The sequence below is a fragment of the Microvirga sp. 2YAF29 genome (genome assembly GCF_052114605.1).
GTDB lineage: Bacteria > Pseudomonadota > Alphaproteobacteria > Rhizobiales > Beijerinckiaceae > Microvirga.
Genome location: NZ_JBFRFB010000001.1, coordinates 208,381 through 232,316, shown reverse-complemented (window position 1 = coordinate 232,316; position 23,936 = coordinate 208,381). Strand labels below are relative to the sequence as shown.

The 23,936-nt window shown below is 61.6% G+C and carries 21 protein-coding genes; 11 read left to right on the top strand and 10 right to left on the bottom strand.

Annotation, left to right across the window (positions count from 1 at the left end; all coding sequences use genetic code 11):
* Positions 1 to 25: 25 nt before the first annotated feature.
* Both AB4Y85_RS01060 and AB4Y85_RS01055 read right to left on the bottom strand, forming a co-directional pair.
* Positions 26 to 1,987, bottom strand: a complete 1,962-nt coding sequence (locus AB4Y85_RS01060; protein ID WP_441982991.1) for an adenylate/guanylate cyclase domain-containing protein — start codon at positions 1,985 to 1,987, stop codon at positions 26 to 28.
* Positions 1,988 to 2,089: 102 nt separating this feature from the next.
* Positions 2,090 to 2,518 (bottom strand): VOC family protein, encoded by a 429-nt coding sequence (locus AB4Y85_RS01055; protein WP_441982990.1) that lies wholly within the window; start codon positions 2,516 to 2,518, stop codon positions 2,090 to 2,092.
* Positions 2,519 to 2,937: 419 nt separating this feature from the next.
* On the opposite strand from AB4Y85_RS01055, the gene AB4Y85_RS01050 reads away from it, so the two are divergent.
* The 9 genes from AB4Y85_RS01050 (at position 2,938) to AB4Y85_RS01010 (ending at position 12,289) form a co-directional block, all read left to right on the top strand.
* Positions 2,938 to 3,393 (top strand): Tat pathway signal protein, encoded by a 456-nt coding sequence (locus tag AB4Y85_RS01050; RefSeq protein WP_441982989.1) that lies wholly within the window; start codon positions 2,938 to 2,940, stop codon positions 3,391 to 3,393.
* Positions 3,394 to 3,403: 10 nt separating this feature from the next.
* Positions 3,404 to 4,093 carry a MotA/TolQ/ExbB proton channel family protein gene (locus AB4Y85_RS01045; protein WP_441982988.1) on the top strand — a complete coding sequence of 230 codons (690 nt, stop codon included), beginning with the start codon at positions 3,404 to 3,406 and terminating at the stop codon, positions 4,091 to 4,093.
* Positions 4,093 to 4,536 carry a protein TolR gene (gene tolR / locus AB4Y85_RS01040; protein ID WP_441982987.1) on the top strand — a complete coding sequence of 148 codons (444 nt, stop codon included), beginning with the start codon at positions 4,093 to 4,095 and terminating at the stop codon, positions 4,534 to 4,536. Before AB4Y85_RS01045 ends, tolR begins: the two co-directional genes overlap by 1 nt.
* Before the next feature lie 16 nt (positions 4,537 to 4,552).
* Complete coding sequence (locus AB4Y85_RS01035; protein WP_441982986.1) at positions 4,553 to 5,434, top strand: energy transducer TonB family protein; 882 nt, start codon at positions 4,553 to 4,555, stop codon at positions 5,432 to 5,434.
* Between the two features lie 120 nt (positions 5,435 to 5,554).
* On the top strand, positions 5,555 to 7,759 hold the full coding sequence (locus AB4Y85_RS01030) for a TonB-dependent siderophore receptor (RefSeq protein WP_441982985.1): 2,205 nt from the start codon (positions 5,555 to 5,557) through the stop codon (positions 7,757 to 7,759).
* Positions 7,760 to 7,833: 74 nt separating this feature from the next.
* Entirely contained in the window at positions 7,834 to 8,592 is a 759-nt protein-coding gene (locus AB4Y85_RS01025; RefSeq protein WP_441983229.1) for an ABC transporter ATP-binding protein, read from the top strand.
* On the top strand, positions 8,589 to 9,479 hold the full coding sequence (locus tag AB4Y85_RS01020) for an ABC transporter substrate-binding protein (RefSeq protein WP_441982984.1): 891 nt from the start codon (positions 8,589 to 8,591) through the stop codon (positions 9,477 to 9,479). Before AB4Y85_RS01025 ends, AB4Y85_RS01020 begins: the two co-directional genes overlap by 4 nt.
* The gene (gene fhuB, locus AB4Y85_RS01015) at positions 9,469 to 11,454 is read left to right on the top strand and encodes a Fe(3+)-hydroxamate ABC transporter permease FhuB (RefSeq protein WP_441982983.1); all 1,986 of its coding nucleotides are present in this window, start codon (positions 9,469 to 9,471) and stop codon (positions 11,452 to 11,454) included. The genes AB4Y85_RS01020 and fhuB overlap by 11 nt, the downstream gene beginning before the upstream one ends.
* A gap of 25 nt (positions 11,455 to 11,479) precedes the next feature.
* Positions 11,480 to 12,289: a siderophore-interacting protein gene (locus tag AB4Y85_RS01010; RefSeq protein WP_441982982.1), complete on the top strand. Its 810-nt coding sequence runs from the start codon at positions 11,480 to 11,482 to the stop codon at positions 12,287 to 12,289.
* Positions 12,290 to 12,292: 3 nt separating this feature from the next.
* Here the strand turns inward: AB4Y85_RS01010 and AB4Y85_RS01005 are convergent, their stop codons facing one another.
* Positions 12,293 to 12,490: a hypothetical protein gene (locus AB4Y85_RS01005; protein ID WP_441982981.1), complete on the bottom strand. Its 198-nt coding sequence runs from the start codon at positions 12,488 to 12,490 to the stop codon at positions 12,293 to 12,295.
* A gap of 61 nt (positions 12,491 to 12,551) precedes the next feature.
* The gene (gene glgP / locus AB4Y85_RS01000) at positions 12,552 to 14,246 is read right to left on the bottom strand and encodes an alpha-glucan family phosphorylase (RefSeq protein ID WP_441982980.1); all 1,695 of its coding nucleotides are present in this window, start codon (positions 14,244 to 14,246) and stop codon (positions 12,552 to 12,554) included.
* 307 nt (positions 14,247 to 14,553) lie between these two features.
* Here glgP and rimO point away from each other — a divergent pair, with 307 nt between their 5' ends.
* The gene (gene rimO / locus AB4Y85_RS00995) at positions 14,554 to 15,870 is read left to right on the top strand and encodes a 30S ribosomal protein S12 methylthiotransferase RimO (RefSeq protein WP_441982979.1); all 1,317 of its coding nucleotides are present in this window, start codon (positions 14,554 to 14,556) and stop codon (positions 15,868 to 15,870) included.
* Between the two features lie 132 nt (positions 15,871 to 16,002).
* Here the strand turns inward: rimO and pncA are convergent, their stop codons facing one another.
* From pncA to AB4Y85_RS00970, 5 genes are all read right to left on the bottom strand, one after another.
* On the bottom strand, positions 16,003 to 16,641 hold the full coding sequence (pncA, locus tag AB4Y85_RS00990; protein ID WP_441982978.1) for a bifunctional nicotinamidase/pyrazinamidase: 639 nt from the start codon (positions 16,639 to 16,641) through the stop codon (positions 16,003 to 16,005).
* A 96-nt stretch (positions 16,642 to 16,737) separates the two neighbouring features.
* A complete protein-coding gene (locus AB4Y85_RS00985) occupies positions 16,738 to 17,820 on the bottom strand; it encodes a BMP family ABC transporter substrate-binding protein (RefSeq protein WP_441982977.1) in 1,083 nt (360 codons plus the stop codon).
* Positions 17,821 to 17,923: 103 nt separating this feature from the next.
* A complete protein-coding gene (locus AB4Y85_RS00980; protein ID WP_441982976.1) occupies positions 17,924 to 18,841 on the bottom strand; it encodes an ABC transporter permease in 918 nt (305 codons plus the stop codon).
* Complete coding sequence (locus AB4Y85_RS00975; RefSeq protein WP_441982975.1) at positions 18,838 to 19,914, bottom strand: ABC transporter permease; 1,077 nt, start codon at positions 19,912 to 19,914, stop codon at positions 18,838 to 18,840. The genes AB4Y85_RS00980 and AB4Y85_RS00975 overlap by 4 nt, the downstream gene beginning before the upstream one ends.
* Positions 19,904 to 21,451: an ABC transporter ATP-binding protein gene (locus AB4Y85_RS00970; RefSeq protein WP_441982974.1), complete on the bottom strand. Its 1,548-nt coding sequence runs from the start codon at positions 21,449 to 21,451 to the stop codon at positions 19,904 to 19,906. The genes AB4Y85_RS00975 and AB4Y85_RS00970 overlap by 11 nt, the downstream gene beginning before the upstream one ends.
* A gap of 148 nt (positions 21,452 to 21,599) precedes the next feature.
* Here AB4Y85_RS00970 and AB4Y85_RS00965 point away from each other — a divergent pair, with 148 nt between their 5' ends.
* Positions 21,600 to 22,808 carry a UbiH/UbiF family hydroxylase gene (locus AB4Y85_RS00965; protein WP_441982973.1) on the top strand — a complete coding sequence of 403 codons (1,209 nt, stop codon included), beginning with the start codon at positions 21,600 to 21,602 and terminating at the stop codon, positions 22,806 to 22,808.
* Here the strand turns inward: AB4Y85_RS00965 and AB4Y85_RS00960 are convergent.
* Positions 22,805 to 23,776 carry an AEC family transporter gene (locus tag AB4Y85_RS00960; protein ID WP_441982972.1) on the bottom strand — a complete coding sequence of 324 codons (972 nt, stop codon included), beginning with the start codon at positions 23,774 to 23,776 and terminating at the stop codon, positions 22,805 to 22,807. The genes AB4Y85_RS00965 and AB4Y85_RS00960 overlap by 4 nt on opposite strands.
* Between the last annotated feature and the right edge of the window lie 160 nt (positions 23,777 to 23,936).

Sequence of the window (23,936 nt, the reverse complement as noted above, 5' to 3'; positions counted from 1 at the left end):
CCCTGATATGCAGAGATCGACTGCCTTATCCCTTCCCTTTGCGGCCGAAGTTCACATCCGCCAAGGGCACTAGGACAGATGCATCCTGCACTTTCCCGCAAAGCTCGAAAATCTCGATTCTGGCCTCGAAACCCTTTGGCCGAATGGTATCTACAGGGCGAAATGCAAAGCGGTCCGCTACCTGTTCCACGATTGCGGAGCTGACCAGGATCTCAGTGCCGTATTCCTTGTTGAGCGGCTCCAGCCGCGCCGCGAGGTTCACGGCTGCGCCGAGCACCGTGTAGGCCATGCGGTCGTCGGAGCCGATGGTGCCGACGACGGCTTCTCCGACATGAAGCCCGAATCTGGTTTTATAGGCTGGCCAACCCTCGGTTTCGAACTCGGCGTTCAGTTTGTTGATCGCGTTCCGGCATGCCAGCACGGTGGCGCAGGCATGGGCCACATGATCCGGATCGTCGGCTGGAGCATTCCAGATCGCCATGACGGCATCGCCGACGAACTTGTCGACCGTTCCACCATGCTCCGTGATCACCGCGGACAGAACGGCGAGGTAGCGGGATGTCTGGATCATCACCTGTTCCGGATCGGCTTTCTCCGTGATGTTGGTGAAACCCGTGATGTCCGTGAAAAGGATCGTCACCTCCCGCCGCGATCCGCCCAGCCGAAGGGCATCGCCCGTATCGAGTAATTGCTGGACAAGCCGCTTCGGCACGAAGCTCGCGAATGTGCGTACGACCGTGCGCATGGTTGTGATCGAACGCCCGAGATTGTCGATTTCGCGAATGATCGAGCGGACTTCGCCTCTGGAGCCATCCGTCTGGAACCTTTGAATGCGGTCTGTCTCCGCAGCCAGCGCCTTCATAGAGCGCGACATGACGGAACCAATCCCCCATACGATAGGGAGGGCTGCAAACACGAAGGCGAGTGCCAAGAACACCAGACGGCGGCGGTCCGCCTCGATTTCTCCGAAGAAATCGTCGAGAGGCGCTAGCACCGCAAGGCCGAGACCGGACGAACCTGCTGTCGGGATGGAGCGGAACGCTGCGACATAGGTCTCCCCATCCGATGCCTCAAAGATTTGCTGCGCCGCACCACCCTGCTGCCATGCATTCATGGGACGCGATATATCGACCGGAATGAGCTTGTCGAACCTCGGAAGATCGAGCGGGGCGCCGGACGTCTGGGTGCTCAGAGTCTCGGACATCTGAGGATGCGCAACGACGCGACCGTCGTCGTCGAAAAGAAAGACGACCCCGGATTCACCGAGCTGCTGTGACTTGAGATAGGCTTCGGTGTCGGCAAGGAGAATGTCTCCAGCGACGACGCCACGCCTTCCCTCGGGGAATGGCGCGCGGACGGTGTAACCGATCAGGTTGGCCAACTTGAATACGTAAGGCTCCGTGATCGCACTGGCGCCAGGCTTGAAAGCGTCCATGTACCACGGTCTTTCCCGTGGGTCGTAGTCGGCTACGCGGTTCTCTTCCCGGATGATCGAGAGATCGGAGGCGAGGTAAAATGTGAACTGCGTCCGCGAGCTGTCTCCCGGGGCCTTATCAATGATGCTCAGTCTGAAGACAGCGTCTTTCGGCGCGTCGAGTGTGGCGCGGGCGGCGGACCCTGCCCGATCCAACGCATCGAGTTCGAGAAGCGCACCGTCGTCATAGCCGATATAGAGATTGTAGAGCTGCCCATGGCGCCGGAGAAGCGCGGCCAGCGTGGCGTAGAGAGAAGGATTCCCTAAGATCGTGCCGGACTCGACGGGCTGAAGCTGCTTCAGCACCTCAAGGATATCGTAAATGTCCTTGAACTGCCCGTCGACCCTATCCGCCGTATGGTCGGCGACGCGATTGATGAAGGCCAGAGCTGCTGTGCGGGTGATCGACCGGGCTCGGTCGAAGCTCAGAAAAACCAGGGAAAGGCCAACTGAAAGCACCACGGCAACGAAAAGCGCCGTGATGGACAATTGATAACTGAATCGAACGCGCATACTTTCAGCCTTAAGCCTTGCCGGTAGAAGTGTCTTCCAGTCTTTGCGTTCTGTCGAGAAAGGGCTGCGCTACTACGCGCTCGTCTATGAAACAAAGTATCTTCAGAACGTTATGTGCACTGAATCGACATTGCGCTTTGATGGCCCGTGATAGACCGCTTCAATATTGTTACCGTCCGGATCGAGCACGAATGCAGCATAGTAGCCAGGGTGATACGGACGCTCTCCCGGCGCGCCGTTATCCTGTCCGCCACTCTTGAGCGCCGCATCATAAAATGCCCGTACCATCGCCTCATCTTTGGCCTGGAACGCGATATGGTGGCGGCCTGTCAGCCTGCCATGAGCCGCTTCGCTATCGGCCGATGAAATGAAGAGCTCGTCGACCCAGAAATAGGTATCGCCGCTGCCGCTGATCGGAACACCCAGCGCCTTGAAAACGGCTTCATAGAACCGCCGGCTTGCCGCCAAGTCGCGAACTACGAGCTGGATGTGATCGATCAGGCGTCCGAGGTGTACTTCTTTCGTCTCCATGCTTTTCTCCATGAACGCGATATGCCGCTCTTGTTACTTTGCTACATCAGCCGGCTTCCGGCTCCCCTTCGGGTAGGAATAGGCTTCGGCTCTTGGAGCTTATTTAGGGCGCTCCCCTTGGAGCCAAGCTGACGAATACAGCGGAAAAATACTTTTAAGCGGTTTTAAAGAAGAAATTTTCCCTCATTTCCCAAAGCCCTAAGCTGTCTTTTAGAATGCCTCTGATTTTACCCTAAGGCCTTGATTCACCTGCATTCTTTCAGATAATTCCTGAGCGTCGCCGCTTGGGTGCTCCATTGCATGGGCGACTGATCGAACCTGCCGATGACTTCCGCGACAGGCGTCTCTTTTCAAACGCGACGAGCCTGCACAGCTTGCCGCGCAACGTCGACGCTTGTCTGCATAAGGAGAACGAGTTCATGCGCTTGGACAAGCAGATTGCTGCCTGGACCCTGATGGGAGGCGCCACCATTCTGGCAGCCCTTACGAGCCCTGCCCTCGCCCAGGAGCATCCGCAATCCGTTGCACCTGTGCGCATCGAGCTGAACAAGGTTGAGGCTGCGGGCGAAAACTGCCGGACCTATTTTCTCATCGACAACAAGAGCGCCGAGGCCTGGCGCTCCCTGAAACTCGATCTCTTTGCCCTGGACACCGATGGTGTCGCTGCCAAGCGTCTTGCCGTCGAAGTCGGTCCGGTTCCCGGACGCAAGACCCTCATCAAGCTGTTCGACTTTCCTGGCCTGAGCTGCCAGCGCATCGGTCGTGTTCTCCTCAACGATGTCGTGTCCTGCGAGGGCGCGGCCTCATCCCGTGAGGAATGCCTGTCGGCTATCGAGACCGCCTCCAAGGCCGAGTCTGTGCCTTTCGCGAAGTGAGAATGGAACGATGAACGAAGTTGCCGCCGCTGCCCCACATCATGATCTTTCCTTCCTCAGCCTGTTCCTTCAGGCGGATCCCATCGTCAAGGGCGTGATGATCATGCTCGTCCTCGCCTCCCTCGGCTGCTGGACGATAATCTTCGACAAGCTCGTTCGCATCATGGCCCTGCGCAAACAGGCCCGTGGTTTCGAAGCTGCCGCCCGCGCCGGAGACAGGCTCACCCCGCAGATGCCCGGCTCCGCGGGCCACATCGTTGCCGCCGGCCATGAGGCCTGGCGCGACCAGGATGCCTCGGAGAGCCGCGCCGAGCGGCGCGAGCGCATCGAGCGCGCCATGCGCGGAGCGCTGTCCGCCGATATGCGCCGTCTTCAGGTCGGCCTCGCGTTCCTTGCCACCACCGGCTCGGCGGCTCCTTTCATCGGTTTGTTCGGTACGGTGTGGGGAATCATGAACTCCTTCTCCGCGATTGCGGCAAGCCAGGACACCAGCCTCTCGGTCGTCGCTCCAGGCATCGCGGAAGCCCTGTTCGCAACCGCCATCGGCCTCGTGGCGGCCATTCCGGCGGTGGTCGCCTACAACAAGCTCACCACCGATCTCGGCAGGCTCCAACAATCCTTCATCGCAGGCATTGCCTCGCTGGGTGATCGCCTCGCCCGCGACCGCAAGCTCCATGTTCGGTCGGAGGCCGCCGAATAATGGGTATGGGATCGTTCCGCTCGCAGGACTCAGATGACGATTTCGGCGCAGCTCCTCTCTCCGAGATCAACGTCACACCGCTTGTCGACGTGATGCTGGTGCTGCTCATCATCTTTATGGTCGCAGCGCCGCTCATGACCGTCGGCGTGCCCGTGCAGCTGCCGAAAACGGCGGCGCCGAAAGTGTCGCAACCCAAGCAGCCTGTCGTCGTGACCATCGATGAGCGGGGCCAGCCCTTCCTCGACAAGGAGCCGCTCGCTCCCGAGGCCGTGATGCCGCGCCTTCGCGGACTCGCAAGCGCCAACCCGGCGCAGGTCGTCCTCGTGCGCGGCGACCGCGCTGTGCCTTACGGACGCATCATTGAGGTGATGGGCCAGATCAACGCCGCAGGCTTCAGCAAGGTATCCCTCGTCACGCAGGCCCCGAGCGGGCCGACACCATAAAGCGCCCGCAATCCCTATGTCCGTTCAGAGCATCAGATCAGCGCAGGAACCAGGCCGCATCGGAGCGGCCTTTCTCGTTGCGCTCGCTCTCCATGCCGTTGGCCTGCTGGCCTTGGCTTATTGGCAGTCGCAGGACGACATTAGCCCGGGTGAGCAGGAGATCACTATCGATCTGGCTCCGGCTATGCTGAACGTCGAGTCGGTCGCGCCGGCGGAAGTCTCCGCTCCCGACGTGCCTCCGACCGAGGTCGAGGCTACACCCCTAGAACCGCTCGAAGAGACCGCTGCTGTCGAGGAAGAGGTGGAAGCAGTCGAGCCGCAGATGATCGAGGCCCTCTCCATCGAAGCGTCGCCGGTTGAAAACGTCGTGACTGAAGACGCAGTAGTCATCCCGCCGCAGGAAACTGTCACGGCCCAGACCGTACCGGAGAAACCTGCTCCCAAGCCCGTGAAGCCGCCTCCGCCGAAGCCGGTGGAACGCAAGCCGAACCCCACGCCTCGCCGTGAACCCCGAGAGCAGCAACCGCCTGCCGCGGATGCACGTCAAGGACAAGCATCCGCATCGCGCGAAAATCTAGGCGGCGCGGCAGCGTCGGGCGATCCCAACTTGATGAGCCGGTACAGAGCTGCCGTTGGAGCAGCCGTACGCCGACGCCTTCGATTCCCTAGCGGAGCAGGGAGCCTAGGCACTTCAGGAATTGCGAAAGTTCGGTTCAGCATTGACCCCTCAGGCACGATTATCAGCGTGACTCTGATTCAAAGCGCTGGACATCCCGCTCTCGACGCGGCTGCGCTTGCAGCGACACGCGCAGGCTCGTCGGTGCCACCTATACCGGCTGGCCTTCCATCGCGGCTGCCTCCCTTCGAGATTCCGCTGAACTTCAACTTCACACGCTGAGAGGGACCGCACGCTCGCAAAAGGCTTGGCATGCCGAGGCAACAGCACACGGAGAGTTCAAATCTCTCCACATAATGCAGCAACGGGCGGGGCCTTTAACCTCTCCGGTCAGGATAAGAAATGACAAAAATTCAGGTAACAGGCAGCTCGCTCCGGCGGGTTGGGCTTAAGGGGCTCCTTGCAACGACGGCACTCGGCGGCCTCGTTTTCGCGGCGCAGGTCGGGCATGCACAAACTGCTGCGCAACCTTCTGGCGTAATCCAGCTCGAGACCGTCACGGTGACGGGACAGGGCGAAAGCGGCACCGGTCCGGTCAACGGCTATGTCGCCACGCGCACCACGAGCGGCAGCAAGACCGACACACCGATCATCGAGACGCCACAGGCTATTTCGGTTATCGGTCGCGAGCAGATCGTCGATCAAGGCGCGCAGACGGTGGTGGAAGCCACACGCTATTCTCCAGGCATCCGCTCCGAGAGCTTCGGCGGCGATCCGCGTAACGACTGGTTCCTGATCCGTGGCTTCGCTGCGCAGGACACCGGCTATTATCTCGACTCCCTGCAGCTGTTCTCGACCGCATTCGCGACCTTCAAGCTCGAGCCTTACGGCCTAGAGCGCATCGAGGTTCTGCGTGGTCCCACTTCGGTCCTCTACGGCGGCAACAATCCTGGCGGCATGCTCAACGCCATCAGCAAAAAGCCTCCGATGACCCCGTCCCGCGAGGTTACCTTCGGTATTAATAATTACGGCAACGCCTATGGCGCATTCGACCTCGGTGGCCCTGTCGCGCTTGATGGCAACTCCAACGGCAACCAGTTCTATTACCGCATTGTCGGCCTCGGCCGCATCGGTGACACGCAGGTCGACTACACGGACGATGATCGTGCCTTCATCGCTCCGAGCCTGACCTGGAAGCCCAACGACGATACGACGCTGACCATTCTCGGCTCGTATCAGCGCGACAAGACGAATGGCCAGAACTTCCTTCCCTATGTGGGAACCGTGGTTCCGGCTCCGTATGGCCGCATTTCCACCAAGCTGTTCACCAGCAACCCCGGATACGACTCGTTCGAACGCGAGCAGGCGATGATCGGCTATCAGTTCGAGCATCGGTTCAACGATTCTTGGACCGTCCGCCAGAACCTTCGCTACAATCACCTGACGATCGACTTCCAGACTCTCTACGGTCTTGGCTATGCGGCACCGCCGACAGCAACCGAAGCTCTCCTGTCCCGAGGCAACTTCATCACGACGCCGCGCGTCGATCTGTTCACCGTCGATAATCAGGCCGAGACGAAGTTCGTCACCGGCCCGCTCGCACATACCCTGCTGTTCGGCCTGGACTACAAGCGCTACAGCATCGACGACAACCAGGGCTTCGAGATGGGCCCGTCGCTCAACATGCTGAACCCGGTCTATACTCCGGTTTCCGCCCCTACCTCGCGTTACACGCTGAACAACATCGTGCAGTCGCAGGTCGGTGCCTATGTTCAGGACCAGATCAAGATCGACCGCTTCACCCTCGTGCTCAGCGGGCGCCATGACTGGGTGAACACGGATACGACGAACTACCTGTTCCCGGGCGCCAGCACGGATGGCGACGATCACAAGTTCAGCGGCCGCGCCGGTCTTATCTACAACACCGACTTCGGCATTGCGCCGTATCTGACCTACTCGCGCTCCTTCAACCCGCTGATCGGCACCAACAGCGCGACCCAACGTCCGCTGGATCCGGAAACCGGCGAGCAGATTGAAGTCGGCGTGAAATATCAGCCGGTCGGCATGAACAGCTTCGTGGGTGTCTCGCTCTTCGATATCAAGCGCCAGAACGTGCTCACCACCGATCCTGACAACATCCTAAACCAGGTGCAGACCGGTGAAGTGCGGTCGCGGGGTGTGGAGTTCGAGGTGAATGCCAATCTCATGGAAGGCCTCAACCTCATCGGCGCCTACACCTTCTATGACCTGGAGACGACGAGGGATCTCAACCCGGCAAATGTCGGCCTCGTTCCGGTCGGTGTACCGGAGACCTTCGGCTCCCTGTGGCTCGACTACACTGTGCAGTCAGGCACATTCCAGGGCTTCGGCGTCGGCGCGGGCGTTCGCTTTGTCGGCGAATCCTATGCGGATCAGGCTAACACCCTGAAGGTACCGAGCTACACGGTGGCCGATGCCGCCATTCACTACGAGAAGGACAACTGGCGCGTTGCCCTCAACGTCTCCAATCTGTTCGACGACGTGTATGTCGGCTCCTGCTCCTCGGAGAATGCCTGCTTCTACGGCGACCGCCGCCGGGCCACTTTGAGCGCGAGCTACAAGTGGTAATTCAGGCCGTGCTTCGGCAGAACGAAACTGCAGCCAGCTCCGATCTCTCGGGGCTGGCAGATCCCGTTTTCACGATGGAGAGCGCGACGCTTTCCATCGATGGGCACACATTGCTTGCGCCGACATCTCTGTCCCTCGAGCGCGGTCGTGTCTACGGGATCATCGGCCATAATGGATCGGGCAAGTCCACGCTGATGAAGCTGCTCGCCCGCCAGATGCAGCCGAGCGGCGGCAGGATCGTCTATGCCGGAACGCCTATCGACAAATTCGGCGCGCGAGCCTTCGCGCGTCATGTTGCCTACCTCCCTCAGCAGGCCCCGATGAGTACAGGCCTCACCGTGCGCGAGATCGTGCGGTTCGGTCGTTATCCCTGGCATGGCCCGCTCGGACGCGTGACGCCGGAGGATCACTTGCGGGTGGCGGAGGCCCTTGAGCTGACGCAGCTGAACGATTTTGCCGACCGCCTCATCGACACCCTGTCCGGCGGCGAGCGTCAGCGGGCGTGGATCGCCATGCTGGTGGCGCAGGACAGCGGCTTCATCCTTCTCGACGAGCCTACCTCCGCCCTCGACCTTGCCCATCAGATCGAGGTGCTGCGCCTTCTCAACAGCCTCAGTCGCAGCCGAAATCTCGGCGTGGTGGCGATCCTCCACGACATCAATTTGGCCGCCCGCTTCTGCGACGAGCTGATCGCGCTCCAGAAGGGCAGAACCCTGACACAGGGAACGCCGCAGGAACTTATGCAGGCCGATGTCCTGGAGAAGGTCTACGGCGTACCCATGGAGGTCATCCGGCATCCCGCCTTCGACACGCCTGTGGGTTTCGCGCGATGATGAAGGGCGTCAGCAGACGTGAATGCCTTGCTGCTCTGCTCCTCGCCCCGCAGATGACGCCCGCATGGGCGCAAGTCTCGTCGCCTCGTGTCGCCATTCTCGACTGGGGCCTGACGACCTCGGTCCTCTCGCTCGGAATCGTGCCCGCAGGCATTGCCGAAATCGAATTGTATCGTCGCTGGGCCAATGACTTTCCGATTCCCGCCGTCGTTCAGGATGTGGGCCTGCGCACGGAACCCAATCTCGAAGTTCTCGCAACGCTCAAGCCAGATGTGATCCTCACCACGCCATTCAGCGAAGGCGTGCGCCCGATGATCGAGCGCATCGCGCCGACCCGCTCCTATGCGACTTACACCCCAGAAGGGCAGCCGCTTAACCGCTCCATTCAGGTTCTGCGAGAGGTCGCAGCTGTTCTAAAGGCAGAGAAGCAGGCGGAGGACGTCATTACGCGTGCGGAGGAAACCTTCGCCTCTTTGCGCCGCGCGCTGGATGGCCGGCCCGTAGCACCTCTCCTGCTCGCGGGATTCATGGACAGCCGCCACACGCGCATCTATGGGCAGGAAAGCCTGTTCGGAAATGTGCTGGACCGCCTCGGTTTACAGAACGCCTGGAAGAGCCCCACGAATTTCTGGGGCTTTTCCCTCGTCGGCACTCATGAATTGGCGCCCTTCACCGACGCGCAGCTCTTCGCCATCGAACCCGTTCCAGCCGATGCACCCTTGACCCGTTCCGGCTCCGGTCTATGGCAAAGCCTGCCCTTCGTTCGCGCCGGCCGTGTTGCAACGCTCCCGACCTGCTGGGCCTTCGGCGATGTTTCGACAGCTGTGCGCTTCGCCCGAAGCCTGACGAAAGCTATTCTGGGCCCTGAGGGCAGTCATGCAAGCTAGCCATCCTCAACGCGCCGTGCTCCTCGGCACCGGGCTCATGGTGCTTGCTCTCGCCTGGGCTCTATTGCGCTTGGGCAACCAGTTGCCGCTCGCGCTCTGGTTCGATGCTGCATTGCAGCCTTCCATCCAAGATACGCGCCAGCTCCTGTTCCACTATGCCGCTCTGCCGCGTCTCGTGACGGCGACGCTCTGCGGTGCAGCGCTCGGGCTTGCAGGCGTCATCTTCCAGCATGTGCTGCGCAACCCGCTTGCCTCGCCGACGACGCTTGGTGTGGAGACCGGAGCGCAGCTCGCGCTCGTGATCGCGACGATCTGGGCTCCGTTCCTCCTCGGCGTGGGCCGTGAGTTCGTTGCCGTATTCGGCGCGCTGACCGTCACGGCTGTGATCTTCGCCGTCTCCTCGGCACGCGGTTTCTCTGCCCTCACCCTCATTCTGACCGGGCTTGTCACAAGCCTGTTCTGCGGCTCCCTGATCGTCGCCCTGAAGCTCCTGAACCATGAATATATCTCGGCCCTGTTCATCTGGGGCGCCGGCTCCGTCATCCAGCAGGATTGGTCCGTCGTCACCTATCTCCTGCCGCGCTTTATCGTCTGCGCCGTTCTGACGGCGTTGCTCGCCCGCCCTTTGATCGTCCTGACGCTTGACGACGAGAGCGCCAATGCGCTCGGCGTTTCCCTTCGTCTTCTTCGATTAGCGGCTTTGCTCGTCGCCGTTCTGCTGACGTCTTTTGTGACCTCGGCAGTGGGGATCATCGGCTTCATCGGCCTTGCCTCTCCTCACATCGCCCGGTTTGCGGGCGCGCGCCGTCTTCAGGAGCGCCTCCTTCTTGCGCCGCTCATCGGTGCGGGCCTTTTGGTTTTTGTCGATCAGGCGGTTCAGACATTCAGCGGCAGCTTCTCGGATTTTCTGCCCACGGGCGCGGTGACCGCGCTCTTCGGCGCTCCCCTCCTGCTGTGGCTTCTGCCGCAACTCTGCACAACGGGCAACGATCTGTCAGCGAGTGTTGCCCTGCAAAGCAAGAACTACGATCCCGCACGACTTTTCCCGATCCTCATCGCCGCGCTCGTCGGGATGACTGTCGTCGCGATCTTCCTGGGCCGGACGGCGAGCGGCTGGTCGATTGCGAATGGCGCCACTCTTGCCGCCCTGTCGGAATGGCGGGTGCCGCGCATCGGCGTCGCTCTCCTGGCGGGTGGGATGCTCGGGATGGCGGGCGTTCTGTTACAGCGATTGACGCGCAACTCCATCGCGAGCCCGGAAGTTCTCGGCATCGGAACCGGCGTCGCCATCGGCGTGCTGATCAGCATGATCGTGAGCACCGCGCCGGGCCGCGGCATGCAGACAGCCTTCAGCTTCGCGGGTGCGCTTGCCGTTCTCGCCATCCTGCTCTGGCGCGGCGCGAAATCGCGCATGGCGCCCGATCAGCTCCTGCTCACCGGTATCGCGCTCAGCGCCTTCCTCGATGCCATCATCATTAGCTTTCTCGCATGGGGCGACCCACGGGCATCGCAACTCCTCTCGTGGCTCGCCGGCTCGACTTACAAGGCCGATTACGCAACCCTGTGGACCACCTTGGCCGTCGCCGTGATGCTGCTGCCGATGGCTCCCCTTGTCTCCCGCTGGCTCGACATTCTCCCTCTGGGCGAGGAAACCTCGCGGGAATTAGGCATCGGCCTCGGGCGGGCACGTCTCACGATCATGGTTCTCGCATCCCTGCTGACGGCCGCATCCGTGCTCGCTATCGGCCCCCTCACCTTTGCCGGGCTTGTCGGTCCTCATCTGGCACGCGCCCTCGGCTTGCGGCGCGTGCTGGAGCAGGTGATCGGCGCGGTTTTGATCGGGGCACTCATCATGGTAACGGCCGACTGGCTCGGTCGCATCGTCATCTTCCCATTCCAATTGCCTGCCGGTCTCGTGGCAGGCCTGATCGGGGTTCCGTACCTGATCTGGCATCTCACGAGGCGCGAAGGATGAGCATTCTCACCATAGGATCGACCACATGTCGGCATTGACCAAGGCTGTGCCCCGCGACGAGCCGAAGCTGCAGCTCTGCATGCTTCATGTCGTGCGCGCCTATGACCTGACGCCTCTCATGCGACGGATCGTTCTGGGCGGGAAGGATCTCGAAACCTTCGACGTGCCGAGCAATGCGTTGGGTCCCTATATCAAGCTGCTCATCCCGCCGCAGGGCGTGGAGCCGGAATGGCCCACCTTGTCGCCTGAAGGTCGTCTGGTATGGCCACCGGTCGAAAGGCGGCCCGTCATGCGCACCTACAGCGTCCGGCGGTTCGATAAGACGGCAGGGGAGATGCATGTCGATTTCGTCATGCATGGAGACCGCGGCATCGCGTCGGCCTGGGCCGCGCGGGCACAAGCCGGCGATACTGTGGGCTTGTGGGGACCGGGCTGCCCGACCAGCCAGAACATCGACTGGTATCTTCTGGCAGGCGACCATACCGCCCTGCCCGCCATAGCCTTCATTTTGGAAAATCTGCCCGAGACAGCCAAGGGGCAGGCCATCATCGAGATCCCGGATGAATCCGAGATGCAGGTGTTCACCAAGCCCTCGGGCGTGGATGTCCGCTGGCTCTGCGGGACGCACAGATCGGAGACACTACAGGACGCCGTCAAGGCCACCGCATGGCCCTCCGACAGCCGCGTTTTGGTATGGGCGGGTGCCGAGAGCGTATGCGCGCGCTCGATCCGAAACTACATGAAAACAAAGCCCGGGCTCGACCGCGACAGGATCCACGTGCTGAACCACTGGAAGCGCGGCCTTGCTGAAGGCGGGTTCGCGTATCTGGACTGAACCTCACTGGCGCCTGTGCCACCGATCGAATTTCGGTATCCAGCGCTGCGGCCAGAAAGCTACGATGGCGACAAACAGCGTGAGAAGCCCGATTGCGAGGGGCGTTTGCACGACCCCGTATAAGGGAGCATCCTTCGCCATGAAGATGGCTGTGATAACACCGGCACCGATCATCAAGCCTCGAACGATCCAGCCCAACATGGCGACCTCCTGTCCTCCGAGCGAGTATAAGGTCGGCTGCGTGGCAATTGCTTGATCGTCATCAATCCGGCAAATGCAGGCCATAGGCCTCCCTGGCATAGGCCTGCATCATGCGGCGTGTGTTGAAGACCGGACCGATCTGCCCGATGGCCTGCTTCATCATCCAGATCCAGCGGGGCCGATCATGCGCAAAGAGAGGCAGCACGACGCCTTCCAGCTTTTCGTACAGAGCCCGGGCGTGTTCGTCAGGATTTTCCTGCTGGCCGATGCCCCAGCCCGTCACCGCCTCCTCGCAGCCTTCCAGCCACCAGCCGTCGAGAGTGCTCAGGTTGAGAACGCCGTTGACGGCAGCCTTCATGCCGCTGGTGCCGGAAGCCTCCAAAGGCGGTATGGGATTGTTCAGCCAAACATCGCTGCCTGCGACGAGCGTGCGGGCGATTTCCATCTGGTAATTCGGCACGAATGCCACCGGAATGCGGGCATCCTGTGCCTGACTCGTGATCTCGCGGATCATGGCCTTGCCGCCTTCATCGCGCGGGTGTGCTTTTCCTGAGAACACGATCTGAAACGGAAAGCGGCGGTGAATGTCGAGAAGGCGCGCCCAATCGCTGAAGATCAGGCTTGGACGCTTGTAGCTCGTCATGCGGCGCGCGAAGCTGACGATCGGTATAGTCGGATCGAGCGTCGCGCCTGTTCTCTCGCGCACGAGATCGACAAGCTCACGCTTGGCGCTTTCGTGCGCGCCCCAAATCTCTTCATCTCCGATCTGTTCGATATCGGACAAGACTTCCGGCCTGTCCTCCCAATCCGCCGCGATCTTACTGAACAACCGTGCGAAAAGCGGATGCGTCCACTGTCCGAGATGCACGCCGTTGGTGATCCCGTGAATGCGGTGACCGGGAAACATATGCCGCGTCACCTCCGCGTGACGAAGAGAGACACCGTTCACGTATCCGCTCAGACTCAGCGCCAATGTCGTCATGTTGAGATTTTCGTGCCCACCCAGCGCCTTCAGGTGATCGAGGGGAACGAAGTCGCCGAGAACGCGCGTGGCATCGCCGTACCCGAACCGGTCATGTCCAGCTTCGACCGGCGTGTGGGTGGTGAAGACGCATTGCTTCCTCACCGCCTCCACATCGTAGGGCAGCACTCCGGAAGCAGCGTTCTCGGGGCGTGGATGATGGCGCAGGAGTGCGAGCGGCAGGAGCGCGGCATGCCCCTCGTTGAGGTGATAGGTTTCGATCCGGAAGCCAAGCGCCAGCAGAACGCGTTCCGCCCCGACGCCGAGGATAATCTCCTGCTTGAGGCGATATTCGTTATCGCCGCCATAGAGCCAATCGGTGATGGTGCGGTCCTGCGGATCGTTCTGCTCCACATTCGTGTCGAGGAGCAGGACAGGCACCTTGTTGCCATGGGAGGATGTGAGTTCGTAGAGCCAGGGACGCACCCAGACAGGACGGCCTTCGATCATCGCCGCCTGGACGGGAGACAAGGGCGTGGCCCATTCCGTCACATCCCACGGATCGGAGCGGTCGACCTGCCGTCCATCCTCGTCGATTTCCTGTCGTAGATAGCCCTGGCGGCTCACCAACGTGACGAAGACCATGGGAAGCGCCAGATCCGCCGCAGAGCGCACCGTGTCGCCAGCCAGAACGCCCAGTCCGCCCGAATAGGTGTGCATCTCGGACCGGATCGCGATCTCCATCGAAAGATAGGCAATCCGTGCTTTAGGCAGGTAGGTCTCGATGGATGACACGGCATTCTCCAATCATTAAAAACCTGAACCCGCAATGTGAGACAATGAGCCGGCGATTTTCCAGCCTTTTCAGGTCTCCGGCCTGCCTGCGGCATCACGTTGCCGCAGGCAGGCCGGGCACGAGGAAGGCCAGTGTTGTAAAGGAACACAGGGTGTTGTAAGCGTTTCCCGCGTTTCAGTCGCGCGCTTCTCAGCGCGGAGCGCGGCATCGACCAGAGGGCAGTTCTTGCCATGCTTTTTTCGGCGATGCGGCGCCATTCGGGGCGCCAACCGGATGTCAGAATAGTTTCTAGATTGGATTTGGCGGATGAATGCTCCCGCACCCAAAGTCTCGTTCGTGTCCCTGGGCTGCCCCAAAGCCCTGGTCGATTCTGAGCGCATCATCACCCAGCTTCGCGCCCAAGGTTACCAGCTGACCAAGGAGCATGACGGAGCCGACGTGGTCATCGTCAACACCTGCGGCTTCCTCGACAGCGCCAAGGCCGAGTCCCTGGAAGCTATCGGCGAGGCCATGGCCGAGAACGGCAAGGTCATCGTCACCGGTTGCATGGGCGCCGAGCCCGAGCAGATCCGCGAGCAGTTCCCGAACGTCCTGGCGATCACGGGCCCCCAGGCCTATGAATCTGTGGTCTCGGCCGTTCACAAAGCCGTCCCGCCGGCCCACAATCCGTTCCTCGATCTCGTGCCGCCCCAAGGCGTGAAGCTGACGCCGCGACACTACGCTTACTTAAAGATTTCAGAAGGTTGCAACAATCGCTGCACCTTCTGCATCATCCCCAAGCTGCGCGGCGACCTCGTCAGCCGCCCCATTGGGGATGTGCTGCGCGAGGCCGAGAAGCTTGCGAAAGCCGGCGTCAAGGAAGTCCTGGTCATCTCTCAGGATACCAGCGCCTACGGCCTCGATATCAAGTATCAGCCGAGCATGTGGAAGGACCGGGAGGTCCGTACCCGCTTCTATGAACTCGCCAAAGAGCTGGGCGAGCTCGGCATGTGGGTGCGCATGCACTATGTCTACCCTTATCCGCATGTGGACGAAGTCATCCCGCTCATGGCAGAGGGCAAGATCCTGCCCTACCTCGACATTCCCTTCCAGCATGCTTCGCCGAGCGTGCTCAAGCTCATGCGCCGCCCCGGCAACCAGGAGAAGACCCTGGAGCGCATCAAGAAATGGCGCGAGATCTGCCCGGATCTCGCCATCCGCTCCACCTTCATCGTCGGGTTCCCCGGCGAGACGGAGCAGGATGTGGACCTGCTGATGCAATGGCTGAGGGAAGCCAAGATCGACCGCGCCGGCTGCTTCCAGTACGAGCCGGTCCAGGGCGCTCCCGCCAACGACATCCCCGGCGCCGTGCCGGACGAGGCGAAGGAGGAGCGCTGGCACCGCTTCATGCAAACCCAGCAGGAAGTCAGTGCCGGGCTTCTGAAAGGCCGTGTCGGCAAGACCTTGCCCGTCATCATCGACGAACATGGCGCGACGGTCTCCACGGGCCGCACCAAGTACGACGCGCCTGAGATCGACGGCGTGGTCTATGTGGCTTCGAAGACGCCGCTCAAGCCGGGCGAGATCGTGAATGTGAAGATCGAAAGCTCGGACGAATACGACCTTCACGGGACGATTGTTTAAGGCACGGTGCCTTGTCATTCACCTCGGACGTCATCACCGGCCTCGTGCCGGTGATCCCGATCGATTGAAATGGCGCACTTTTCGGATCGGGATGGCCGGGACAAGCCCGGCCATGACGGCGGTGATCTAGACCTAGATCTGCTCGCTGCGGATGAGCCTCACTCCAGCCGCGCTCAAATCGGCCTTCGCCTTGGCGAGTGAGCCGTCTGCATCGATGGCCCGCGAGGCGTCTTCAATGAGGTAGGTCTCGAACCCTGCCTCGGCCGCATCGAGGGCTGTCCAGGCGACGCAGAAATCGAGCGCAAGGCCGGCGCAGAACACCCGTCGAAAACCACGCTCCTTCAGATACCCCGCCAGCCCGGTCGAGGTCTCGCGGTCGGCCTCTTTGAAACCCGAATAGCTGTCGATCCGCGCATTGTAACCTTTGCGGATGACCATCTGCGCATGCGGAATCTCAAGGTCGCGGGAAATCTCCGCGCCCGTTGTGCCCTGAATGCAGTGATCCGGCCAAAGCACCTGCGTGCCGTAGTGCAGCTCGGTCGTGTCGAAGGGCTGCTTGGCATGGCTGGAGGCGAAGGAGGCATGGCCCTCCGGGTGCCAGTCCTGCGTGAGGACCACATGGCGGAAGGCCTTCGCCACCCGGTTGATGGGCGCGATCACCGCATCGCCATCAGGCACGGCCAGAGCGCCGCCGGGCAGGAAATCGTACTGCACATCGACGACGATCAGGATGTCGTCTTCTCCCGGCCTGATCTTATTCTGCTGCGCCATCGTGCACCTTCCTGAACCTGTCGGTGGAGATAGTCCCCGAAACGAAAAAGGCAGCCGATCGCTCGGCTGCCTTCGTATTCAATCGGAGAAACCGCCTTATTGCGGGATCTTGTCCTCGATGCCCTGCACGTAAAAATTCATGCCGAGCACCTGCTCGTCCGAGAGAGCGCCGCTGCCCTTGCACTCGATCTCCTTGCCGTCCTGGCCGATGATGGGGCACTTGAAGGGGTTGAGCTGGCCTGACTTGATGGCGGCTTCGGTCTCTTCGGCCAGCTTCTTCACGTCGTCGGGCATGTTCTTGTAGGGCGACATGACGACCATGTGGGCATTGATGCCGCCCCAGGTGTCTTCCGACTTCCAGGTGCCATCGAGAACGGCCTTGGCGCGGGCGACGTAATAGTCGGACCAGTTGTCGACGATGGCGGTCAGCTGGGCCTTGGGAGCGAAGCGCTCCATGTCGGAGGCCTGACCGAAGCCGAACTTGCCGCGCGCCTCGGCTGCCTGAATCGGAGCCGGGCTGTCCGTGTGCTGGGCCAGCATGTCTACGCCCTGGTCGAGCAGAGCCTTGGCGGCATCGCCTTCCTTCGCGGGGTCATACCAGGTGTTGGCGAACACGATCTTGATCTTGACGTCCGGGTTCACGGACTTGGCGCCAAGGTAGAAAGCATTGATACCGGCGACCACTTCCGGGATCGGGAAAGCGCCTACATAGCCGATGGTGTTCGACTTGGTCATCTTGCCGGCGATCTTGCCGATGATGTAGCGGCCCTCATGGAACTTCGCCGCATAGGTCGAGAGGTTCGGGTTCCGCTTGAAGCCGGTGGCGTGCTCGAACTTGATGTTCGGATACTTCTTCGCGACCTTGAGAGTCGGCTCCATGAAGCCAAACGAGGTCGTGAAGATCAGGTCGTGGCCGGTACGGGCCAGCTGCTCGATGGCACGCTCGGAATCGGCCTCCGGCACGCTTTCCACGAAGGTGGTGGTCACCTTGCCTGGAAAGGCCTTCTCGATGGCCTGGCGGCCCTGGTCGTGCTGGTAGCTCCAGCCGTGGTCGCCCACCGGACCCACATAAATGAAGCCGACCTTGATCTTGTCCTTCGCCTGCGCGAATGCGCCGGTGGCAGACAGAGCCAGAACCGCAGCCCCCGCAACGGCTCCAAAGACTTTCCCTGAAAACATGCTCGTTCCCTCGAGTTTAGAATTCAACCATTCCGTCGCAGGTCTTAAGGCTTCTGGCAAGAATTCCTCTGCCTGCAATTTGATCAGATTAACACCACTTTGCCTAACGGTCAGGCACGAACGGCGTACCCAGAGAACCAGGCGCTCCAATAGCTCGGCCATGCCGTAGCGACAGGAGCAGCAGGGCGATGATCGTGGCGAGATAAGGCACCGCCGAGAGCAGTTGCGAGGGCACGCCGAACTGCGCCGCCTGGGCATGGAGCTGGAGCACGGTCGCGGCCCCGAAGATATAGGCTCCAACCAGCAGCCAGCCGGGCCGCCAGGCCGCGAAAACCACGAGCGCAAGCGCAATCCAGCCTCGGCCCGCCGTCATGCCGGGCGACCAGAAACGGGTATAGACAAGTGCGAGATAAGCCCCGGCTAAGCCAGCGCAGGCGCCGCCGAACACAATGGCCCAGAAGCGCACCCGCCAGACAGGCAGCCCCAGCGCATTGGCCGAGGTATGGTTCTCGCCAATGGAACGCAGGGTCAGGCCGGATCGTGTCCGGGTGAGATAGATCGCGACCAGGATCGTCAGGGCGAAGGATGCGTAAACGAAAAGATCCTGCTCAAAAAACAGGCGGCCAACGACAGGGATATCGCTCAGGAAGGGAACGTCCACGGGCGATACGGGATCGCGGCGTGCGCCGACGAAGGGAGCGCCGATCAGACCGGATAGGCCGAGCCCGAATATAGTCAGCGCCAAGCCCGAACCGACCTGGTTCGCGGCAAAACCCAGAACGACCAGGGCGAACAGAGCCGCCATGAGGGCTCCGGCGAGCATCCCGACACTAACGCCGAGCAGCGTCGAGTTGAAAGTGACGGCAGCGGCGAAGCTACACGCGGCCCCCATCGCCATCATACCCTCGACGCCGAGGTTCAGAACGCCGGAGCGCTCGGACACGAGTTCCCCGAGAGCGGCAATCAGGAGCGGCGTGGATGCGGTGACGATGGTGAGGAGAATGGCCTCAAAGATGGTCACTTGGCCCCTCCCCGTGTGACGAAACGAATGCGGTAGCTCACCAGGGCGTCTGCCGCGAGCACACAGAGGAGCAGGATGCCCTGGAAGGCCTGCGTCAGGTCGAGCGGCAACTTCAGCATGATCTGCGCGCTCTCGCCGCCGATGAATGTCAGCGCCACGACGAGCGCTGCGATAAGAATACCGATGGGGTTAAGCCTGCCCAGGAATGCGACCGTGATGGCCGTGAACCCGTATCCCGGCGAGATCGAGGGCTGGAGCTGCCCAATCTGGCCCGATACCTCGGCGATGCCGGCAAGACCCGCCAGTCCGCCCGAAATCGCGAAGACCGCCATGGTCGTCGCCTTGGAGCTGAAGCCCGCGAACCGCGCGGCACGGGGCGCATCCCCGGTCAGCTTGAGACGATAACCGAACAGGGTCCGCCCCAGGACTACCGCGGTGACAAGCACTGCGACGAGGGCAAAAACCGTACCGAGATGTACCCGGCTCGCCTCGATCACGGGCGGTAAGGTCGCGGACGGATCAAAGGTGACCGATTGCGGAAAGTTAAATCCCTTCGGATCACGCCAGGGGCCGCGCACGAGGTAGTCGAGGATGAGCTGGGCCACATAAACCAGCATCAGGCTGGTGAGGATTTCATTGACCCCGAACCGGGTCTTCAGGAAAGCCGGGATCAGGCCATAGAGAGCGCCGCCGATGATGCCCAGCAGCAGCATGAGCGGCAGTACCCAGAAGCCCGCATCGGTGCCATGGGTCTTCAGGGCAAGCCAGCTGCCGAGAACGGCGCCGATGACATATTGCCCCTCCGCGCCGATGTTCCAGAGATTGGCACGAAAGCAGTACGACAGGCCGATGGCGATGAGCGCGAGCGGCGTCGCCTTCACGAGCAGTTCCTGCAGCGACCAGGGGTCGCTGAGCGGCTGCAGCACATAGACATCGAAGGCCGCGATAGGCGAGCGGCCCATGAGCCAGATGACGAAACCTGCGATCAGGAAAGCCGTAATGAACGCGGCGACCGGGGCGAGCGCCCGCATCACCGGAGACACGGTGGTCCGGGGCGTCAGCTCAAACCGCATGAGCATCCCCGTGAGTTCGAGCAACGCCTAGCATTTCAAGGCCGACCGCCTCCTTGGTCCATTCACCGATGGGCTTCAACGGGCTTAAAGCGCCCTGGTGGATCACCGCCATCTGGTCCGCGACTTCAAACAATTCATCCAAGTCCTGACTCACGACCACGACGGCGCTGCCATCGCGGGCGAGATCCACAAGCGACTGCCGGATCAGCCGGGCCGCGCCCGCATCCACGCCCCAGGTGGGCTGATCGACGATCAGCAGCTTGGGCTTGCGGATGATCTCGCGGCCGATCACGAATTTCTGCAGGTTGCCGCCGGAGAGTTTTCGCGCCTGCGGATCGCCCTCGGGGGTACGAACGTCAAAGGCCCTAATGATGCTGCTGGCGAGGCGCTTCGCGGCATTGAGCAGAATGAAACCGGTGCTGCTGACTTCCGTCGCCGCGTGCGAGATCAGGGTGTTCTCACTGAGCTTATGCGTGGGTGCTGCTGCGTGCCCTAACCGCTCTTCGGGAACGAAGGCCGCGGCGAGCTTGCGCCGCCCATCGATACCGGTCGCGCCACAGGGCCGGCCTGCAATCGTGATTGCATCGTTTCGTTCGGCGAGGCGCTCGCCGGACAGGGCGGCGAACAGTTCGCTCTGGCCGTTGCCCGCCACACCTGCGATGCCGACGACCTCGCCTGCCCGCGCCACGAGGTTGATGTCCTTCAGGGCTTGCCCGTGCAATCCCGCTGGAGGCATGGAGAGGCGATCCACCGCCAGGACCGAGCCTTGCGGCTTATGCGGCGCATCCGTTCGAACTTCGCCGACCTCGTTGCCGACCATGAGGGCCGCGATCTCGCGCGCGCTGCTGGCACGAGGATCGATGCTCGCCACAACACGCCCCGCCCGCAGGATCGTCGCGCTGCGGCAGAGACGGCGCACTTCCTCGAGCTTATGGGAAATGTAGAGGATGGAGCAGCCATCGGCGGAGAGCTTGTCGAGCGTCACGAACAGATGCTTCGCCTCCTGCGGCGTCAGCACGGAGGTGGGCTCGTCCAGGATGAGCAGGCGCGGGTTCTGCAGGAGGCAACGCACGATCTCGATGCGCTGGCGTTCGCCGGCCGAGAGGGTCCACACCGCGCGGTCGGCATCGAGCGCAAGGCCGTAGGTGCGGCTGATCTCGCTCAAGCGGCTGCGGACCGTAGCGAGGCTCCATTCGTTGGAGAGCGCGACTGCGATGTTCTCAGCGACGGTCATCTCGTCGAAGAGCGAGAAATGCTGGAACACCATGCCGAGGCCCAACGCCCTCGCCTCTACCGGAGAAGCGATGGTGACGGGCTTGCCCTCCCAGCGGATCTCGCCCGCGGTCGGCTCAATGACGCCGTAGAGGATTTTGACCAGCGTGGATTTGCCCGCGCCGTTCTCACCGAGAAGCGCATGGATCTCGCCCGGCTCGATGGCCAGGTCGATGCCATCATTGGCCAGGAGTTCGCCGTAACGCTTGCTGATGCCTTTAAGCTCGACGAGGGGCGTTCGGGGTGGTGATGCGTCTGCCTTCACGCAAGCGTCTCTGACTTAAATGTTGAAGCGGGTTTCGAAGGAACCATTGATCCAGATCATAGGGATGCGGCACATGGATCGGCAATGGCGAATCCATGGTTTATGGTGAGTCGGCAAGCCGTCCACAGGCAGATGGCGGGAGAAGAGCGTGAACGAGACATCCTATAACATTGCTGTCGTGGGCGCGGGAGCGGCTGGTTTGAGCGCCGCAATCGCCTTCGCACAGGATGGATTCAAGACCGTTCTCATCGGTGCCCTGGATACCCGGCGCGATGGCCGCACCGTGGCACTGCTCAACGGCTCGGTCCGGTTTCTGGAGGCGCTGGGCGTCTGGCCTTCTCTCCGACCGGAAGCCGCCCCGCTCGAGACCATGCGTATCATCGACGATACGGGCAGCCTGTTCCGCCCGCCGACGGCCTCGTTCGTCGCAGGCGAAATCGGACTCGATGCCTTCGGCTGGAACATCGAGAACGCAACCCTCGTGGAAAAGATGGCTGAGGCAGCGAAGGCCCATGAAGACCTGACCTTGGTGCCGCATTTCGCGACGGCCTTTCATGCTGGTCCAGAACACGCCTCGATCACACTGGCCGATGGATCGGAGATCCAGGCCAGCCTCGTTGTCGCAGCCGACGGACGTAATTCACGCTTACGCCAGATAGCCGGGATCGAGACACAGACCTGGTCATACCCCCAATCGGCAGTCACGACGATTTTGGCGCATGACCGCGAGCATCGCGAGACCTCGACCGAATTTCACACGCGCCATGGGCCTTTCACGCTCGTCCCTCTGCCCGGTAAACGCTCCAGCCTCGTCTGGGTGACGAGCCAGAAGCAGGCCGAGCAGCTTTCGAAACTGGACGACAAGGCTCTGGCCGCCGAGATCGAGCGGCAGGCCCATTACATTCTCGGTACCATGCGGATCGATGGTCCGCGCGGGCTCGTGCCCATGAGCGGCCTCTCGGTCTCCCGATACGGCGTTCCGCGCCTCGCTTTGGTCGGCGAAGCAGCGCATGTGTTCCCGCCGATTGGCGCGCAGGGTCTCAACCTCGGTTTCAGGGACGTTGCTTCATTGAGGGATGCCGTTCTCGACGCCTTCGAGGAGGGCGAGGAACCCGGCTCCGCAGAGACAATACGGATCTATCAACGCAGCCGCGATCTCGATGTGCGCCTGCGGACAGCTGCTGTCGATGGCCTAAACCGCACTCTCCTCGCCGGCATGATCCCGGCTGACTTTTTGCGCGGCGCAGGCCTGCTGGTGCTGAGCCATATCGGGCCGCTGCGGAGGATCGTCATGCGTGAAGGCGTTCTTCCTCGCGTGGGAGCACCTCGCCTGATGCAGTATGCCTCCGCCGCTTAAGGAAAAAGATCGTAAGGCAGAATGCCGGTTCTCGTGGTGAGGTAGAGCACGGCTGTCAGCGTCACCATAGAAACCAGCGTTCCGATGAGGACGCAGGCCGAGGCGCGTTCGACGCCCACATTGTACTGGGTCGAGATGACGAAGATGTTCAGAGCCGGCGGCAGCGCCGCCATGACAATGGCCGCATAAGTCCAATCCTGCCCGAAATCGCCGATAGCTGAAAGAACGACCCAGACAAGAAGCGGATGAAGCACCAGCTTGATCAGCACGAGGACGGGCACCTCGCCTGGAATTCGCTTCAGCGGCCGCATAGCCACCGTGACGCCGAGCAGGAAGAGTGCGCAGGGCGCGGCCGCTCCCCAGAGCCAAGTCACCATCTGGTCGATAGGACCGGGCAATTTGAGGTGGAGGTAGCTCGCCATGATGCCGGCGGCGGTGGCGATGTTGAACGGATGGGTGACGACCCGCCAAACGATCTTACGGATCGTGGCTCCAAGGGTGAGCTTGTCGATACCGGCCAGCGACATCAGCAGCGGCACGATGGAAAACAGGAAAAGCGTATCGAAGACGAAGATCAGCACGACCGGCGCACTCGCCGATGAGCCGATGGCAGCCAGGATCAACGGCGGCCCCATATAGCCGATATTGGAATAGGAACCGGCGACGCCCTGCATCACCGATTGCGGCAACTCCCGCGTGTAACGCCAGCCCGCGGCGAAGGACAGGGCGAAGGCGCAAGCTGTCGAGAATGTCGTAGCCGCGATGAAGGGCCAGTTCGCCAGTTCATCCAGCGGCTTGTCGGCGATGAGCCGGAAGAACAGGCAGGGCAGCGCCACATAGATCAGGAAGAACTGCATCCAGGCGAGCCCGCCTTCGGGCTGCTTGACCACCTTGCCGCAGAAAAATCCGAGCGCAATCAAGCCGAAAAACGGCGCAAGCAGATTGAAAAGCCCGATCAACTCGGACATCGCGGACTCCTCAGACAACGCAAGGAAAGGACAGTCGGATGGTCACGTCTTCTGGCAAGGTTCCAACCTTGCAGCAATCCCATCTTTCGACAGGCCGTCAGTCCTGAAACGCAAAGCTCGCAAGGGGCGACTTGGGGTTGACCTGCTTCTTGCTATGACT

Bases quoted from the DNA above. Each gene is read 5' to 3' on its own strand.
- AB4Y85_RS01020 (WP_441982984.1), top strand. From the start codon at position 8,589: ATGATGAAGGGCGTCAGCAGACGTGAATGCCTTGCTGCTCTGCTCCTC.
- AB4Y85_RS00975 (WP_441982975.1), bottom strand. From the start codon at position 19,914: ATGCGGTTTGAGCTGACGCCCCGGACCACCGTGTCTCCGGTGATGCGG.
- pncA (WP_441982978.1), bottom strand. From the start codon at position 16,641: ATGGCGCAGCAGAATAAGATCAGGCCGGGAGAAGACGACATCCTGATC.
- AB4Y85_RS00960 (WP_441982972.1), bottom strand. From the start codon at position 23,776: ATGTCCGAGTTGATCGGGCTTTTCAATCTGCTTGCGCCGTTTTTCGGC.
- AB4Y85_RS00985 (WP_441982977.1), bottom strand. From the start codon at position 17,820: ATGTTTTCAGGGAAAGTCTTTGGAGCCGTTGCGGGGGCTGCGGTTCTG.
- AB4Y85_RS01055 (WP_441982990.1), bottom strand. From the start codon at position 2,518: ATGGAGACGAAAGAAGTACACCTCGGACGCCTGATCGATCACATCCAG.
- AB4Y85_RS01005 (WP_441982981.1), bottom strand. From the start codon at position 12,490: ATGTTGGGCTGGATCGTTCGAGGCTTGATGATCGGTGCCGGTGTTATC.
- AB4Y85_RS01045 (WP_441982988.1), top strand. From the start codon at position 3,404: ATGAACGAAGTTGCCGCCGCTGCCCCACATCATGATCTTTCCTTCCTC.
- AB4Y85_RS01060 (WP_441982991.1), bottom strand. From the start codon at position 1,987: ATGCGCGTTCGATTCAGTTATCAATTGTCCATCACGGCGCTTTTCGTT.
- AB4Y85_RS01035 (WP_441982986.1), top strand. From the start codon at position 4,553: ATGTCCGTTCAGAGCATCAGATCAGCGCAGGAACCAGGCCGCATCGGA.
- fhuB (WP_441982983.1), top strand. From the start codon at position 9,469: ATGCAAGCTAGCCATCCTCAACGCGCCGTGCTCCTCGGCACCGGGCTC.
- AB4Y85_RS01030 (WP_441982985.1), top strand. From the start codon at position 5,555: ATGACAAAAATTCAGGTAACAGGCAGCTCGCTCCGGCGGGTTGGGCTT.
- AB4Y85_RS01025 (WP_441983229.1), top strand. From the start codon at position 7,834: ATGGAGAGCGCGACGCTTTCCATCGATGGGCACACATTGCTTGCGCCG.
- tolR (WP_441982987.1), top strand. From the start codon at position 4,093: ATGGGTATGGGATCGTTCCGCTCGCAGGACTCAGATGACGATTTCGGC.
- AB4Y85_RS01010 (WP_441982982.1), top strand. From the start codon at position 11,480: ATGTCGGCATTGACCAAGGCTGTGCCCCGCGACGAGCCGAAGCTGCAG.
- rimO (WP_441982979.1), top strand. From the start codon at position 14,554: ATGAATGCTCCCGCACCCAAAGTCTCGTTCGTGTCCCTGGGCTGCCCC.
- AB4Y85_RS01050 (WP_441982989.1), top strand. From the start codon at position 2,938: ATGCGCTTGGACAAGCAGATTGCTGCCTGGACCCTGATGGGAGGCGCC.